This window comes from Kitasatospora sp. GAS1066B (genome assembly GCF_041262605.1).
Lineage (GTDB): Bacteria > Actinomycetota > Actinomycetes > Streptomycetales > Streptomycetaceae > Kitasatospora.
In genome coordinates, this window is the sequence record NZ_JBGCCO010000005.1 from 120186 (window position 1) to 135417 (window position 15232).

The window sequence follows — 15232 nt, forward strand, 5'->3', positions numbered from 1 at the left end:
TTCGGGCTCCACTAAGCTGTGCCTCATGGCTGACACGACCTACCGACTGATCCTGCTCCGCCACGGCGAGAGCGAGTGGAACCAGAAGAACCTGTTCACCGGCTGGGTCGACGTCGACCTCAACGAGAAGGGCGAGAAGGAGGCCGCGCGTGGCGGCGAGCTGCTCGCCGCCGAGGGCCTCTTCCCGGATGTGGTGCACACCTCGCTGCTGCGCCGTGCCATCCGCACCTCGCAGATCGCGCTGGACAAGGCCGACCGGCACTGGATCCCGGTCAGCCGCAGCTGGCGGCTGAACGAGCGTCACTACGGCGCGCTGCAGGGCAAGGACAAGGCGCAGACCCTGGCCGAGTTCGGCGAGGAGCAGTTCCAGCTCTGGCGACGCTCGTACGACACCCCGCCGCCGGTGCTCGCCGACGACAACGAGTTCTCGCAGGCCGGCGACGCCCGCTACGCGGAGATCCCGAGCGAGCTGCGGCCGCGCACCGAGTGCCTCAAGGACGTCGTCGAGCGGATGCTGCCCTACTGGTACGACGCGATCGTGCCGGACCTGGCGGCCGGCAAGACCGTCCTGGTCACCGCGCACGGCAACAGCCTGCGTGCGCTGGTCAAGCACCTGGACGGGATCTCCGACGAGGCTATCGCCGGCCTGAACATCCCCACCGGCATCCCGCTGGTCTACGAGCTCGACGCGGACTTCAAGCCGGTCGCCGCCGGCGGCCGCTACCTGGACGCGGAGGCCGCCGCCGCCGCCATCGAGGCCGTGAAGAACCAGGGCAAGAAGTAAGCCCTGAAACGATCAGGCCCGGCCCGGTGCACTGCGCACCGGGCCGGGCCTGCGTCGTTCCGTCAGTGCCCGCCGCAGCAGCCACCGCTGGCGCTGCCGCACTGGCAGGGGGCGCCGGACTGGCAGCCGCAGCCGCAGCCGGGGCCGCAGCCGCAGGCACCGATCAGCACCGGAAGAGTGGTCCGGGCGGCCGGTGTGGTCGGTTCGGCGGTACCGGAAGTCGGAGCGGGCCGGGCGGGTGTGGTGGTCATGGTGCGGTGCCCTCCTCGATCGAGGCAGGCAGTGGGTGACGGGCTGCCTGCTCCTCGAGTGAAGCCCGGCGGCTGACGGAGCGTCAATGGGCGCGTAGGTGTGGGACGCTGCGTCGCCGTGCGCCCCCGCACCGATCGCCGGCCGTTGTGGCGGCCGTCAGGTTTGGGCCTGCTCGGCTTCAGGCCTGCTCGGCGACGAAGTCGCCCGCGTGCTCACCGGTGACCAGGAAGACCACGCGCTTGGCCACCGAGACCGCGTGGTCGGCGAAGCGCTCGTAGTACCGGCCGATCAGGGTGACGTCCACGCCGGTCTCGATGCCGTGCTGCCAGCGGTCGTCGGCCAGGTGCGCGAAGAGCTGGCGGTGCATCTCGTCCATCGCGTCGTCGTCGCGCTCCAGCTGCAGCGCCGCGTCCACGTCCTTGGTGGCGATGACCTGGCCGGCCTTGGCCACCAGGCGCTGGGCGAGCTGACCCATCTCCAGCACGATGGGCTGCAGGTCGCTCGGCACGGCGGTGTCCGGGTAGCGCCGCCGGGCCACCTTGGCGACGTGCCGGGCGAGGTCGCCGCAGCGCTCCAGGTCCGCGCTCATCCGCAGCGAGGTGACCACGATCCGCAGGTCGGTGGCGACCGGCTGCTGGCGGGCCAGCAGGTTGATCGCGGTGTTCTCCAGCTCGTGGTGGAGGGCGTTGACCTTCTCGTCGGCCGCGATCACGCTCTCCGCCAGCTCCAGGTCGGCGTCGAGCAGCGCGGTGGTGGCACGACCCATGGCCGAACCGACCAGCCGGGCCATCTCGACCAGGCCGTCGCCGATCGAGTCGAGTTCCTCGTGGTAAGCGTCACGCATGCGCTTCTCTTCTCCTTCTTGCTTGCGGTGTCGGTGGCGGTGCCGACCGGCCGCCGGACCCGGGCTCCGGGTGGGCGGCCGCTGCTGGTGGCGCGCATCGTACGCGCGTTCCCTACCCACACGGGCTGCGCGATCGAGACTGCGCTGTCCGGGCGACGGCCCACGGCCGCCGCAGTGAACCCGCAGCTACCTGAAGGTGAATTCTCGGCAACGCATGGTCGATGCCTTGTTCTGATGCTTACAAAGCGGCCGGTCGATGCGCTTAGGCTGGCCGCATGGACGTGAATGTGGCCGCCGCCGCTGCCTGCGCCATCGCCGGCCTCGGCGTCGGTCTCACCGCCTCCATCGCCTTCCGCTGGAGCGAGCGCGAACAGGGCCGGGGCAGCAGCAGCGGCAACGGCAAGAGAAGCAGCTCATCAGCAGTGAGCAGGCCGCTGCAGGACGCGGCGCTGCCCCCCGGCGTGGACACCGTGCTCTCGGTGCTGCGGTCCTGCGCGATCGTGCTGGGTGACGGCGACGAGGTGGTCAAGGCGAGCTCCGCCGCCTACTCGATGGGCCTGGTCCGCGGTGGCGCGGTGGCCGTCGAGCAGATGCTCGCGCTGGCCAGGGCGACCCGCCGGGACGGCGAGATCCGCCAGGCCGACCTGGACGTCCCGCGCCCGGGGGTGGCGCGCCACGGCGAGCCGCTCTCGGTCTCGGTCCGGGTCGCCCCGCTCGGCTCCCGGCTGGTCCTGGTGCTGGTCGAGGACCTCACCGAGCGCCGTCGGATCGAGGCGGTCCGGCGCGACTTCGTGGCCAACGTCAGCCACGAGCTCAAGACGCCGGTGGGGGCGCTGTCGCTGCTCTCCGAGGCGGTCGCGGACGCGGCCGACGATCCGGAGGCGGTGCAGCGTTTCGCCGGCCGGATGCAGATCGAGGCCACCCGGCTGGCCAGCCTGGTCCAGGAGATCATCGACCTCTCCCGGGTCCAGGACGACCGCCTGCTGATGGACCCCGAACCGGTCCCGGTCGACGAGCTGATCGCCGAGGCGATGGACCGCTGCCGGCAGCAGGCCGCGGCCAAGCAGATCCACATCGCGGCCGGTGGTATCGCCGGCCTCCACCTCTTCGGCGACCGCGGCCAGCTCGCCGCGGCGCTCGGGAACCTGGTCGAGAACGCCGTCAACTACAGCCCGCCCCGCACCCGGGTGGCGATCGCGACCCGCCGGATAGCCAGCGCCGCCGCGATCGGGGAAGCGGACGGCGAGCTGATCGAGATCTCGGTGACCGATCAGGGCATCGGCATCTCGGAGAAGGACCGCGAGCGGATCTTCGAACGCTTCTACCGGGTGGACCCGGCCCGCAGCCGGGCCACCGGCGGTACCGGCCTGGGCCTGTCCATCGTCAAGCACGTGGCGGCCTCGCACGGCGGAACCGTCTCGGTCTGGAGCGTCGAGGGCCAAGGCTCCACTTTCACCGTCCGGCTCCCCGCCGGGCAGAACCCGGCCGCCACCGGCGGCGCGGCGAGCAGCGCAACTGACGCATCCGCAACCCCAACCCCCCTTCCTGCCCCGGAGGCCCGATCGTGACCCGAGTACTGGTGGTCGAGGACGAGGAGTCGTTCAGCGACGCTCTCTCCTACATGCTTCGCAAGGAAGGCTTCGAGGTGGCGGTCGCCGCCACCGGGCCCGACGCACTGGAGCAGTTCGAACGCAACGGCGCCGACCTGGTGCTGCTCGACCTGATGCTGCCCGGGCTGCCCGGCACCGAGGTCTGCCGCCAGCTGCGGGTGCGCTCCAACGTGCCGGTGATCATGGTGACCGCCAAGGACAGCGAGATCGACAAGGTCGTGGGCCTGGAGATAGGCGCTGACGACTACGTCACCAAGCCCTACTCGACCCGCGAGCTGGTCGCCCGGATCCGCGCGGTGCTGCGCCGCCGCGGCGAGGAGGGTGGCATCGGCAACGACGGCGGCGGCCCCGGCGCGCTGGAGGCCGGCCCGGTCCGGATGGACGTGGACCGGCACGTGGTCACCGTGGACGGTGGCAAGGTCGACCTGCCGCTCAAGGAGTTCGACCTGCTGGAGATGCTGCTGCGCAACGCGGGCCGGGTGCTCACCCGGATGCAGCTGATCGACCGGGTCTGGGGCGCCGACTACGTCGGTGACACCAAGACCCTGGACGTCCACGTGAAGCGGCTGCGCGCCAAGATCGAGCCGGACCCGGGCGCGCCGCGCTACCTGGTCACGGTCCGTGGCCTGGGCTACAAGTTCGAGCCGTAAGTCGAACCGCTCGCAGTGAGTTACGACTGAGGGCCGCACCCCGGAGAACGGGGTGCGGCCCTCGGCCGTACGCGGGGCGCGCCACCCTTGCGCCGGGTGCGCGTCCAGGGCATCAGTGCGTGGGGCTGGAGCTGGGGGAGCCGGTGGTCGAGCCGCTCGCGGTGGCCGAGGTGCTCGCGCCCGTCGAGGCGGCGGCGGAGCCGCTCGCGGCGGGAGAGGTGGAGGCGGCGGCCGAACCGCTCGCCGAGGCCGCGGCGGAGCCGGACGGCATCACCGGGCCGAAGGACTCGTACGGGCCCTGGGCCGGGTTGACCAGCGCCGAGGCGTCGACCTTGCCCGCGCTGGAGAACGAGAACGAGGTCGGCGTGAAGCCGCCCAGGGCCAGCGTCGCGGAGGCGACCCGCGCGGACGGCTGCCCGCTGGCGCCGAGCGCCACCGCGCTGTTGGCCGGGATCACGATGCCGCCGGGCAGCGGCGCGCCCGAGGCGTCGTCGAGGGTGGCGGCGACGCCGCCGACGGTGACGTTGGTCAGCGTCTGCGGGGTGCTGCCGGTGTTGCTGATGTTGACGGTCAGGTTCGCGGGGCCGGGCTGGCCCGGGCTCTGGTCCTGGCTGACCACGACGACGATGCCGTTGAGCTTGAGGTCGGTGCCCAGTGAGGTGGCCGGCGTGTTCGGCTTGATCGTCTGAGTCTCGGCGCTGCTCCCGGCGGAGCAGGCGGACAGCGAGACGGCGGCGAGGGCGAGGACGATGGCAGCAGTGCCACCGCGTCGAAGGCTGCGGCTCACGGCGGCGCATCTCCTTGGGTCACGTGTCGGGTTGTCAGCGCTCAGCGTACCCACCACACTTATCCGCCCCTCACGGGGTGGCCCCGTGTCGCGTGCGGACCACTCCAGTGATCGGATCCGCGCCGGGCGCCAGGATCGGCTCGGCGGGTCTGGGCGAGTCGGGGCGGGTTGAAGCGGTCCGGTCGGGGCACGGTGTGGCGATGTTGTGTGTGGTTCCGGAACCGCGTCAAGATCAGATCACGATCGGGAAACGGTGAATATCCGGTGTCGACTTCAAGATCGAATGCCGATCGGCCGGGTGTTGCCCGCGCTTTCGATCGTCGCGAGAAGGGCCTCCGACCTGCGAGAAGCCGCTCACGCGGGGTGGTCGCAGCACGCCGCAGGGGTCCTTGTCAAGCCCCGAGACCGGCCCTGACCTGCGAAAACGCCCTTCGGGCGGACGGAAAAGCGTGTTATTCTGGAAAGCCACGGAAGGGGTCCTGTCACATGACGTTCAAGGTTGGCGACACGGTGGTCTACCCCCATCACGGGGCTGCACTGATCGAGGCCATCGAAATTCGCCAGATCAAAGGTGTGGACAAGACCTACCTGGTGCTGAAGGTTCAGCAGGGTGACCTCACGCTGCGCGTCCCCGCGGAGAACGCGGAGTTCGTCGGCGTGCGCGACGTGGTCGGCCAGGAGGGTCTGGACCGGGTCTTCGAGGTGCTGCGCGCACCGTACACCGAAGAGCCCACCAACTGGTCTCGCCGTTACAAGGCGAACCTGGAAAAGCTCGCGTCCGGTGACGTCATCAAGGTCGCCGAGGTTGTGCGTGACCTGTGGCGGCGGGAGCGCGAGCGCGGCCTGTCGGCCGGCGAGAAGCGGATGCTCGCCAAGGCTCGGCAGATCCTCGTCAGCGAACTGGCGCTGGCGGAGAACACCAACGAGGACAAGGCGGAGACGCTGCTCGACGAGGTGCTCGCCTCGTAGGGCGTCGCCCGTTCGCCGTGACGTACGTGTGTGGTGCGGCTGAGTGCCGTTCGACTGCGGCCGTTCAACAGCGCCCGGTGCCGAGAAGGCACTCGGGCGCTGTGGCATGCCCGGGGCCGAATGACCGCGCCCGGGTGTGACGTGTGATCTGTCGTGCTCGTAGCGTGGGGGCCTGCACACCGGTACCCGAGAGGCGGCGCCGGGGTGGAAGGGGTCCGGTGCACCGTCTGACGGGTACGCCTGGGCCATACCCACTTCGCCGAAGGAGTGAAACCCTGAACAGCACAGGAGTAGTGGCGGCGGCCGTGGTTCCGGCCGCCGGGCGGGGCGAGCGGCTCGGCCCCGGGGCGCCCAAGGCGCTGCGCGACCTGGGCGGCGCGCCGCTGCTGGTGCACGCGGTCCGCGCGCTGGCCCGCAGCCGGGCGGTCGGGCTGGTCGTGGTCGCCGCGCCGCCGCAGGGGGTCGCCGAGGTGCTGAGCCTGCTGGACAGCCACGGGTTGGACGGCAAGGACATCCGGGTGGTGGCCGGTGGCGCGACCCGGCAGGAGTCGGTCCGCCTCGGCCTGGCGGCGATCCCGGAGTCCACCGAGATCGTGCTGGTGCACGACGCGGCCCGCCCGCTGGTGCCGGTCGAGGTGGTGGACGCCGTGGTGGCCGCGGTGCGGGCCGGTGCCGAGGCCGTGGTGCCGGCCGTGCCGCTGGCGGACACCGTCAAGCGGGTCCGCCCGGTGGCCGCCGGCGAGCCGGAGCCGGTGCTCGACACGCCCGACCGCGCCACGCTGCGGGCGGTGCAGACCCCGCAGGGCTTCCGCCGCGAGACGCTGGCCGAGGTGCACGCCAAGGCGCTGACCGAGGAGGCCGCGGGCGGCTCGCCGGTGGTGACCGACGACGCCGGCCTGGTCGAGTACTACGGCGGCCGGGTGGTCGTGGTGCCGGGCCACGAGGAGGCGTTCAAGGTGACCCGTCCGCTGGACCTCGTGCTGGCCGAGGCCGTATTCGCCCGTAGGAGGGCCTCCGATGGCTTCTGACGTCCCGTCACCGATCATTCCCCGGGTGGGGATCGGCACCGATGTGCACGCCTTCGCGGACGGCGTGCCGCTCTGGGTGGGCGGCCTGCGCTGGGACGGCTACGAGCAGGGCCTGGCCGGCCACTCGGACGCCGACGTGGTCGCGCACGCCGCCTGCAACGCGATCTTCTCGGCCGCCGGGCTCGGCGACCTGGGCACCCACTTCGGCACCGGCCGCCCCGAGTGGAAGGGCGCCTCGGGGGTGACGCTGCTCACCGAGGCGGCCCGGATCGTGCGCGCGGCGGGCTTCGAGATCGGCAACATCGCGGTGCAGGTGATCGGGGTGCGGCCGCGGATCGGCAGCCGGCGCCAGGAGGCCGAGGAGGTGCTCTCGACTGCGGTCGGCGCGCCGGTCTCGCTCTCGGCGGCGACCACCGACGGGCTCGGCATGACCGGGCGCGGCGAGGGGCTGGTGGGCCTGGCCACCGCGCTGGTCTACCAGCGCGGCTGAACCGGGACCGCCATTGGGCGAACGGAACTGATGGAGGGTCAGGTGCGCGGGTGGTGGTCGGTCCGCCCGCGCAAGCCGGCCGGGCGGCTGTGGCCCCGGCTCGTGGCCGGCGCAGGGCGGTCCGGCTCGGACGAAGAAATCGGAGCCGGATCGTCCGGTTTGCCATGAACTCGTGACGGGTGGGACGCCCAAACGTCGCGGGGCATCCCCTGATTCCCACTACGCTGGACGGTGTGAGCCTTCGCCTGTACGACACCAGCACCCGCCAGGTACGCGACTTCGTCCCGCTTGTACCGGGCTGCGTCTCGATCTACCTGTGCGGTGCCACCGTGCAGGGGGCCCCGCACATCGGGCACATGCGGTCCAACCTCAACTTCGACGTGATGCGCCGCTGGTTCGCCTACCGCGGCTTCGAGGTGACGTTCGTGCGCAACGTCACCGACATCGACGACAAGGTGATCCGCAAGGAGCACGAGCTCGGCGTGCCGTGGTGGCAGATCGCCTACGCCAACGAGCGAGCCTTCGACGACGGTTACACCGTGCTCGGCTGCCTGCCGCCGACCGTGGAGCCGCGGGCCACCGGCCACATCCCCGAGATGATCGACATGATGCAGACGTTGATCGCCAAGGGCCACGCCTACGCGGCCGACGGCAACGTGTACTTCGACGTCAAGTCCTTCCCGCAGTACCTGGAGCTCTCCAACCAGAAGCTGGAGAACCTCCTGCAGCCGGAGGGCGAGGGCGAGACCGGCAAGCGCGACCCGCGCGACTTCGCCATGTGGAAGGCCGCCAAGCCGGGCGAGCCGAGCTGGACCACGCCGTGGGGCCAGGGCCGCCCCGGCTGGCACCTGGAGTGCTCGGCCATGGTGCACAAGTACCTGGGCAACGCCTTCGACATCCACGGCGGCGGGCTGGACCTGATCTTCCCGCACCACGAGAACGAGATCGCCCAGTCCAAGGCCTTCGGCGACGACTTCGCGAACTTCTGGGTGCACAACGCCTGGGTCACCATGAGCGGCGAGAAGATGGCCAAGTCGCTCGGCAACTCGGTGCTGATCTCCGAGATGGTGCAGCGCTGGCGCCCGATCGTGCTCCGCTACTACCTGGCCGGCCCGCACTACCGATCGATGATCGAGTACAGCGAGGAGTCGCTGCGCGAGGCCGAGGCCGGCTTCGCCCGGATCGAGGGTTTCATCCAGCGGGTGGTCGAGCTCTGCGGTCCGGTCGAGCCGGCCGCCGAGGTGCCGCCGGCCTTCGCCGAGGCGATGGACGACGACTTCGGCGTGCCGCAGGCGCTGGCCGTGCTGCACACCGCCGTTCGGCAGGGCAACAGCGCGCTGACGGCGGACGACAAGGAGAACGCGGTAGCGCGACTCGCCGAGGTCCGTGCGATGCTCGGAGTGCTGGGGCTCGACCCGCTCGACCCGCAGTGGACCGGCACGGAGCGCGGCGAGGACCTGCACGGGGTCGTCGACTCGCTGGTCCGGCTGGTCCTGGACCAGCGCCAGGCGGCCCGGGAGCGCAAGGACTTCGCCACCGCGGACGCCATCCGTGACCAGCTGGGCCTGGCCGGCCTGGCGATCGAGGACACCCCGTCCGGCCCGCGCTGGACGATCAGCAACCAGTAGCCCCGCGCGTACTCGCAGGGCGCCGGTGGGCCGTACTCCGAGGAGTCTCGACGAGCCTCGACCAGTACGGCCCATCGGCATGACGCAGACGGATAGAACAGGAAGTATCGCCATGGCCGGCAACAGCCAGCGCAGGAACGCACGCAACCCCGGATCGAAGAAGGGCGCGAGCGTCGGGACCGGCGGCCACAGCCGGAAGGCACTGCAGGGCAAGGGCCCGACCCCGCCCGGTGAGGCCCGCAAGGGGCACCCCAAGCAGCGGGCCGCCAACGCCGCGGTCAAGCGCGAGCGGGACGCCAAGGCCCGGGCCGGCATGCGCCGCTCCGGCGGTGGCGGCCGCGGCGGGCGCGGCGGCGCGGGTGCCGCCGAGCTGGTGGTCGGCCGCAACTCGGTGGTCGAGGCACTGGTCGGCGGCGTGCCGGCCAGCGCGCTCTACGTGATGCAGTTCATCGACACCGACGACCGGGTGCGCGAGGCGTTCCAGGCCGCCAACGAGCGGGGCATCCCGCTGATGGAGGCGCCGCGCCCGCAGCTGGACCAGATGACCGGTGGCCTCAACCACCAGGGCCTGGTGCTGCAGGTCCCGCCCTACGAGTACGCGCACCCCGAGGACCTGCTGGGGGCGGCCGCCGACCTGGGCGAGGACGCGCTGGTCATGGCGCTGGACGGGGTCACCGACTCGCGCAACCTGGGCGCCGTGGTCCGGTCGGCCGCGGCGTTCGGCGCGCACGGCGTGGTGATCCCCGAGCGGCGGGCGGCCGGCATGACGGCCGGTGCCTGGAAGACCTCCTCGGGCGCCGCGGCCCGGCTGCCGGTGGCCCGGGCGACCAACCTGACCCGGGCGCTGCAGGCCTACCAGAAGGCCGGGCTGCTGGTGGTCGGCCTGGCGGCGGACGGCGAGGCGGAGATCGGCGACCTGGAGGCGCTGACCGGTCCGGTGGTGATCGTGGCAGGCAGCGAGGGCAAGGGACTGTCCCGGCTGGTCGCGGAGACCTGTGACATCCGGGTGCGGATTCCGATGCCGGGTCAGACCGAGTCGCTGAACGCCGGCGTCGCGGCCGGGATCGTGCTCTACGAGGCGGCGCGGCTGCGGGCCAAGGTGGGGTGAGGCGGGCGGCGCTCGAGGGTCGGTGGCCGGTGAGACGGCGCTGCTCGACGGTCGGTGGCCTGACGGTGACGGGTTCTTTCCGAGTCTGATCCGAACGGTCACCATCCCGCGCGAGACTGACCGGATCCGTCAGCCACGCCCGGGAGTTGCACCCGGGAGAGTGTCCTAACCGGGTGTCACCCGGTTAGAGGGGTGTGGACACCAGAACACCTCGGCGCCCCCGGTTCGGCCAAGCGACAGGGATAGAGGCTGAGCCCACCCTCAGCACCGTCAAGGTGCCGAGCGATCCCGCTCGGCTCAGCAACACCCAGGTCAGCTTCCGGCTCAGACTGCCCGCGCCGCTCGCGCCGCTGCTCGACGCGCCGCCGCCGGTGGCGGTGCCGTACGCGGACTCCTTCGGGCGGCCGTACGCGGCGTTGACGTACGGCGGCCGGCCCGGGCTGGTCCGGGCCGGGAGCGCGGACGGCGGTGCCGGATCGCTGGCCGGTGCCGGAGCGCTGGCGGGAGCCGGGTCCGCGCTGGGCGGCTCGACGGCGCTCGGCGCGCCACGGCGCAAGGGCCGGGTCACCGCCGTCACCTGGAGCGGTCAGGCGGCGCCGGGCGACCTGGCGGCCACTCAGCTGCTGGACGCGGTGCGGCTGAACACCGTGCCCGCGCCGGCGGGCGGCCCGGCCTCGGCCGGGGCGCTCTCGGGCGGCGGGTCCTCGCTGGGCGGGTCCTCGATCGGCGGGTCCTCGGTGGGCCTGGTCGATTCCGAGGAGACCCAGCCGCTGGAGGCCGTGCCCGGCTGGGACGACGCGCCGGTCGGCGGCTCGTACGGCTACGGCGGCCACCACGGCTCCTACAGCGGGCGTGGTGCGGTGCCCCGGCAACCGCACGGCTGGGCGGCGGACGAGCCGCCCGGCCCCCGCACGCCGCCCGGGTCCGCCACGCCGGAGCGGCCCGCCGAGCCGCGCCGGGAGCGGACCCGCGCGGCGGGTTGGCAACCTAGCGGGGAACTGCCCGAGTACTCGGCCGCCGCCATGGCGGGCGAGTCGAGCCGGCACGCCTGGCACCCCGGTCGGAAGGTCGACCTCGGGCTGGTGCTGCTGCCGCTGCGGGTGCTGCTCGGCTCGCTCTCGGTCTACGCCGGCTTCAGCAAGATCTGCGACCCGGTGTACTTCGACGGCGGCGACCGCGGCTCGATGATGCGCTGGCTCGCCTCGCTGCACGCGTGGAAGGCGGCCCAGCCGCTGCTGGACTTCGCCATGGCGCACCCGGTCGGGGCCGGCCTCGGCGTGGCGTTCACCGAGATCGTGGTCGGCGTGCTGTCGCTGCTCGGGCTCTGGCAGCGGCTGGCCGCCGGAGCCGCGATGCTGCTCTCCGCCGCGCTGCTCTTCACGGTGAGCTGGCGCGCCGTGCCGGTCTACGACACGCCCGACCTGATCTTCCTGGCGGCCTGGAGCCCGCTGCTGATCGCCGGCGCGCCGTTCGCCTCGCTGGACGGCCGGATCGCGCTGGATGCCTGGCGCCGGTACGGCCCGCAGGCACCCAGGGCGGTGCGCCGCCGGGTGCTGCGCCGGGGCACCGTGGCGGCCGTCGTGGTGATCGGGCTGACCCTGCTGCTCGGTTCGCTGCTGGGCGCCGCCGTGCGCACCGGCGGGCGGCCGCAGCCCGGCCCCGGCCAGCCACCGACCGACTACGGCACGCCGGTCTGGCCGGCCACCACCGGTCGCTCGGGCGTGTCGCAGGCTCCCGTGGTGCCCGTCCCGGCAGTGCCGGGCGGCGGGGCGGCCACCGGCCACGGGGCAGGGACACCGTCGGCGGCGCCGTCCGCGTCGTCCTCAGCCGCACCCTCGGCCGGGAAGAGCGCCAAGGCGCACCCGTCCACGTCCACCCGGGGCGCCACGAGTGAGGGCTCCGGGGCCGGCAACGCGACCGGGCAGGGCGGTTCGACCGCCGGCGCGCCCGGCCCCGGCACGACCCCCGCCGGCGGCGGGGCGCCGGCGTCGGGCGGCAGCCAGGGCACCGGGTCCGGGGCGAGCACCCGGGCACCCAAGTCCAGCCCGAGCGACGGGCTGATCGGCGGGGTGCTGGGCAGCGGCCCGCCGCAGCTGCGGCTGCCGTCGACGCTGGGGATGCCGGGTCCAGGGACCTCGGCGGACGGCTCCTCAGGGCGCGCGCCGCTGGCCTGAACCGGCGGGTGCGTCACGGGCCCCTTTGCTCCGTTCCGGCCGGAACGGAGCAAAGGGGCCCCTGACTTGTTCTGGGAGTTGTTCTGGGAGCGGGGATCAGTCCTGCCGGGCTGCGGCGAGCTCCTTGGCGGCCTCGATGAGGTCCTTGGCGGTGTCGATCGCCCGCCAGTAGACGCCCTGCGGCAGCTGGTAGCCCGCGAGCCGCTTGGCACGGGCGAGTTGCGGGAAGGTGGTGCGCTCGTGGTCGCCCACGTCGGGCAGCAGCTCGGCGAAACCGGCCGCGAAGACGTAGAGCCCGGCGTTGATCAGGAACGGGGAGGGCGGCGCCTCGATGAAGTCCAGGATGTTGCCGAACTGGTCGGTCTCCACCGCGCCCCAGGGGATCCGGGGCCGGGCCAGCGCGAGGGTGGCCAGGGCGTCCCGCTCGTGGTGGAAGGCGGCCATCTCGCGCAGGCTGAACCGGGTCCAGATGTCCCCGTTGGTGGCGTACCAGGGCTCGTCCGGGCGCGGCAGCGCCTTCGAGGCGAACTTCAACCCGCCGCCCCGGCCCAGCGGTTCGGCCTCGACCACGGTGCTGGCCCGGAGCGGCAGGTCGGCCTGGTCCAGCCAGGCCTGCAACACCTCGGCCAGATGGCCGCAGGAGATCACCACGTCGGTCACGCCTTCGGCTGCCAGCCAGGCGAGTTGGTGTCCGACGATCGGCGTACCGGTGCCGGGGATCTCGACCAGCGGCTTGGGCCGGTCATCGGTGTACGGGCGCAGCCGCGAGCCCTGACCGCCGGCCAGGATCACGGCCTGCGTGACGGTGGCCGCAGGGGTCGGGGCGACCAGAGGGCTCGGGCTGGCAAACGGCGCGGAAGGGGGCGCGGGGAGGTCGAAGCCGGTCATGGGCAGCAGGATAGGCCTGGATGCCGCTCACCGGGTTCGGCCTCGGGTGGCGTGCGGGTGGTCCTGGGGTGACGTGCGGACTCCGCTGACGGTGCGTCAGCCCGCGATGCCGGCCGCGAAGGAGCCGTCGCAGACCGGGCGGGCGAAGGACCGGGCGCGCTGCACGTCGCCCTGGTACAGCTTCAGCGTCGCCTGGCCCAACTCCTTGGCGAGCGTGCTGCAGTACGGGGTGAGCGCGGGCTGCGCGGTCATGCTGCGGTCCAGCAGGTCCAGCGCCGCGGCGGCGCCACGGGACCGCAACTCCTGCATCAGGTCGGTGCGCAGGGCGTCCTGCGGCGACATGCCCGAGTGGCTGGTGGCACCGCCGCCGTTGGTGGCACCGGTGACGTCGGCGGTGGTGGCGGTGCGGCCGATGCCACCGCCGACGCCGCTGGAGGCGGCCACCACCTGCTGGTTGTCGTTCACCGGCGGCGCCCAGGCCACTCGGGTCACGGCGAGGGTGCCGGTGGTCACGAGGACCACGGGCAGGGTGAGGGCGATGGTCTGGCCGATGCGGCGAACGAGCTGCTTCACGCCAGTGAGGTTAGCGCCGTATGACGCCCCGCAGGCACTCCGTCACACGGATGAGTGACGCAGCGGCGCGGCCCCGTCGGACGGGTGTCCGACGGGGCCGCGCGCGGTCGTTCGGTTGTGCGGAGCTGCCTGTTCGATCCGGGGCTTCGATCAGGGGCTTCGATCCGGGGCTTCGATCAGGCGCTGAGGCGCTCGCCCGTGCTGGTCGAGAAGACGTGCGTCTCGCCGCCGGTCGGGACCACGTTGATGGTCTCGCCCTTCTGCGGGATCTGCCGGCCGTGGACCCGCACCACGATGTCCACGTCCGTGCCGCTGACCTTGGTGGAGCCGTAGACGAACCCGTCCGCGCCGAGTTCCTCGACCACGTTGACCGTGACGGCCACGCCCTCGATCCCGCCGTCGGAGACGATCTCGAAGTGCTCCGGGCGGATCCCGACGGTCACCGTCTTGTCGCTGCCGGCGCCGGCCAGGTGCTCGCGGTCGATGTTGATCACCGAGCCGCCGAACTTCACGCCGCCGTCCACCAGCGGGACGTCGACCAGGTTCATCGCGGGCGAGCCGATGAAGCCGGCCACGAAGACGTTGGCGGGCTTGTCGTACATCCGGCGCGGGGTGTCGACCTGCTGGAGCAGCCCGTCCTTGAGCACCGCGACGCGGTCGCCCATGGTCATGGCCTCGGTCTGGTCGTGCGTCACGTAGACCGTGGTGATGCCCAGGCGGCGCTGCAGGCCGGCGATCTGGGTGCGGGTCGAGACGCGGAGCTTGGCGTCCAGGTTGGACAGCGGCTCGTCCATCAGGAAGACCTGCGGCTCGCGGACGATCGCCCGGCCCATCGCGACACGCTGGCGCTGACCGCCGGAGAGCGCCTTCGGCTTGCGGTCCAGGTAGTCGGTCAGGTCGAGGATCTTCGCGGCCTCCTCGACCTTCTTGCGGATCTCGGCCTTGTTGACGCCGGCGATCTTGAGCGCGAAGCCCATGTTGTCGGCGACGGTCATGTGCGGGTAGAGCGCGTAGTTCTGGAACACCATCGCGATGTCCCGGTCCTTGGGCGGCAGGTGGGTCACATCCCGCTCGCCGATCCGGATGGCGCCACCGTTGACGTCCTCCAGACCGGCCAGCATCCGCAGGCTGGTCGACTTGCCACAGCCGGAGGGGCCGACCAGCACGAGGAACTCGCCGTCCTCGATGTGCAGGTCCAGCTCGTCGACGGCGGGCTTGGTGCCGCCCGGGTAGAGGCGGGACGCCTTGTCGTACGTGACAGAAGCCATGATGGTGCGTCTCCTTCACCGGCAGGAACGTGCCGGACGATCCGAGTAAAGGGGTGAGTGGTGCGGGCCGGTCCTCGTCTGTCCGATGGTCTGGACCACTCGAGAACCCGCTCCGGCCGAGGCTACCCGCCCCTTTCCCCCTTGTCAGCCCCTCTCACCGCCCACCCTCATACCGGTCC

15 protein-coding genes are annotated in these 15232 nt (G+C 72.3%); 9 read left to right on the forward strand and 6 right to left on the reverse strand.

The window, feature by feature from the left end; genetic code table 11:
• Positions 1-25 precede the first annotated feature (25 nt).
• The gene (locus ABH937_RS07100) at positions 26-784 is read left to right on the forward strand and encodes a phosphoglyceromutase (RefSeq protein ID WP_280688461.1); all 759 of its coding nucleotides are present in this window, start codon (positions 26-28) and stop codon (positions 782-784) included.
• 62 nt (positions 785-846) lie between these two features.
• On the opposite strand, the gene ABH937_RS07105 is transcribed toward ABH937_RS07100, so the two are convergent.
• Together ABH937_RS07105 and phoU are read right to left on the reverse strand one after the other, a co-directional pair.
• On the reverse strand, positions 847-1035 hold the full coding sequence (locus tag ABH937_RS07105) for a hypothetical protein (protein WP_370217589.1): 189 nt from the start codon (positions 1033-1035) through the stop codon (positions 847-849).
• 179 nt (positions 1036-1214) lie between these two features.
• Positions 1215-1880 carry a phosphate signaling complex protein PhoU gene (gene phoU, locus ABH937_RS07110; RefSeq protein ID WP_280688458.1) on the reverse strand — a complete coding sequence of 222 codons (666 nt, stop codon included), beginning with the start codon at positions 1878-1880 and terminating at the stop codon, positions 1215-1217.
• A gap of 275 nt (positions 1881-2155) precedes the next feature.
• Between phoU and ABH937_RS07115 the strand changes: the two genes are divergently transcribed.
• Together ABH937_RS07115 and ABH937_RS07120 are read left to right on the forward strand one after the other, a co-directional pair.
• The gene (locus ABH937_RS07115) at positions 2156-3448 is read left to right on the forward strand and encodes a cell wall metabolism sensor histidine kinase WalK (protein ID WP_280688456.1); all 1293 of its coding nucleotides are present in this window, start codon (positions 2156-2158) and stop codon (positions 3446-3448) included.
• Positions 3445-4140 (forward strand): response regulator transcription factor, encoded by a 696-nt coding sequence (locus ABH937_RS07120; protein WP_280688454.1) that lies wholly within the window; start codon positions 3445-3447, stop codon positions 4138-4140. The genes ABH937_RS07115 and ABH937_RS07120 overlap by 4 nt, the downstream gene beginning before the upstream one ends.
• A gap of 112 nt (positions 4141-4252) precedes the next feature.
• Here ABH937_RS07120 and ABH937_RS07125 read toward each other — a convergent pair whose 3' ends face one another.
• Positions 4253-4927 (reverse strand): DUF461 domain-containing protein, encoded by a 675-nt coding sequence (locus tag ABH937_RS07125; RefSeq protein WP_370217592.1) that lies wholly within the window; start codon positions 4925-4927, stop codon positions 4253-4255.
• Between the two features lie 486 nt (positions 4928-5413).
• Between ABH937_RS07125 and ABH937_RS07130 the strand changes: the two genes are divergently transcribed.
• The 6 genes from ABH937_RS07130 to ABH937_RS07155 all read left to right on the forward strand — a co-directional run bounded on the left by ABH937_RS07130 (position 5414) and on the right by ABH937_RS07155 (position 12324).
• Entirely contained in the window at positions 5414-5896 is a 483-nt protein-coding gene (locus ABH937_RS07130) for a CarD family transcriptional regulator (protein ID WP_030244332.1), read from the forward strand.
• Positions 5897-6171: 275 nt separating this feature from the next.
• Positions 6172-6924, forward strand: coding sequence for a 2-C-methyl-D-erythritol 4-phosphate cytidylyltransferase (gene ispD, locus ABH937_RS07135; protein WP_370217680.1), 753 nt, complete (start codon positions 6172-6174; stop codon positions 6922-6924).
• Positions 6914-7414, forward strand: a complete 501-nt coding sequence (gene ispF / locus ABH937_RS07140) for a 2-C-methyl-D-erythritol 2,4-cyclodiphosphate synthase (protein ID WP_280688449.1) — start codon at positions 6914-6916, stop codon at positions 7412-7414. Before ispD ends, ispF begins: the two co-directional genes overlap by 11 nt.
• A gap of 233 nt (positions 7415-7647) precedes the next feature.
• Positions 7648-9042, forward strand: a complete 1395-nt coding sequence (gene cysS, locus ABH937_RS07145; RefSeq protein ID WP_280688448.1) for a cysteine--tRNA ligase — start codon at positions 7648-7650, stop codon at positions 9040-9042.
• Between the two features lie 112 nt (positions 9043-9154).
• A complete protein-coding gene (rlmB, locus tag ABH937_RS07150) occupies positions 9155-10150 on the forward strand; it encodes a 23S rRNA (guanosine(2251)-2'-O)-methyltransferase RlmB (RefSeq protein WP_280688446.1) in 996 nt (331 codons plus the stop codon).
• Between the two features lie 275 nt (positions 10151-10425).
• Positions 10426-12324, forward strand: a complete 1899-nt coding sequence (locus tag ABH937_RS07155) for a DoxX family membrane protein (protein WP_280688444.1) — start codon at positions 10426-10428, stop codon at positions 12322-12324.
• Between the two features lie 96 nt (positions 12325-12420).
• On the opposite strand, the gene ABH937_RS07160 is transcribed toward ABH937_RS07155, so the two are convergent.
• The 3 genes from ABH937_RS07160 to ABH937_RS07170 all read right to left on the reverse strand — a co-directional run bounded on the left by ABH937_RS07160 (position 12421) and on the right by ABH937_RS07170 (position 15053).
• Entirely contained in the window at positions 12421-13212 is a 792-nt protein-coding gene (locus ABH937_RS07160; protein ID WP_280688442.1) for a nucleotidyltransferase family protein, read from the reverse strand.
• Positions 13213-13308: 96 nt separating this feature from the next.
• The gene (locus tag ABH937_RS07165; protein ID WP_280688440.1) at positions 13309-13785 is read right to left on the reverse strand and encodes a hypothetical protein; all 477 of its coding nucleotides are present in this window, start codon (positions 13783-13785) and stop codon (positions 13309-13311) included.
• A gap of 176 nt (positions 13786-13961) precedes the next feature.
• Complete coding sequence (locus ABH937_RS07170; protein WP_280688438.1) at positions 13962-15053, reverse strand: sn-glycerol-3-phosphate ABC transporter ATP-binding protein UgpC; 1092 nt, start codon at positions 15051-15053, stop codon at positions 13962-13964.
• Positions 15054-15232 lie beyond the last annotated feature (179 nt).

Excerpts from the sequence above, each read along its gene's own strand:
- ABH937_RS07170 (WP_280688438.1), bottom strand. The coding sequence starts at position 15,053 with ATGGCTTCTGTCACGTACGACAAGGCGTCCCGCCTCTACCCGGGCGGC.
- ABH937_RS07115 (WP_280688456.1), top strand. The coding sequence starts at position 2,156 with ATGGACGTGAATGTGGCCGCCGCCGCTGCCTGCGCCATCGCCGGCCTC.
- ABH937_RS07105 (WP_370217589.1), bottom strand. The coding sequence starts at position 1,035 with ATGACCACCACACCCGCCCGGCCCGCTCCGACTTCCGGTACCGCCGAA.
- ispF (WP_280688449.1), top strand. The coding sequence starts at position 6,914 with ATGGCTTCTGACGTCCCGTCACCGATCATTCCCCGGGTGGGGATCGGC.
- ABH937_RS07160 (WP_280688442.1), bottom strand. The coding sequence starts at position 13,212 with ATGACCGGCTTCGACCTCCCCGCGCCCCCTTCCGCGCCGTTTGCCAGC.
- ABH937_RS07100 (WP_280688461.1), top strand. The coding sequence starts at position 26 with ATGGCTGACACGACCTACCGACTGATCCTGCTCCGCCACGGCGAGAGC.
- ABH937_RS07130 (WP_030244332.1), top strand. The coding sequence starts at position 5,414 with ATGACGTTCAAGGTTGGCGACACGGTGGTCTACCCCCATCACGGGGCT.
- phoU (WP_280688458.1), bottom strand. The coding sequence starts at position 1,880 with ATGCGTGACGCTTACCACGAGGAACTCGACTCGATCGGCGACGGCCTG.
- rlmB (WP_280688446.1), top strand. The coding sequence starts at position 9,155 with ATGGCCGGCAACAGCCAGCGCAGGAACGCACGCAACCCCGGATCGAAG.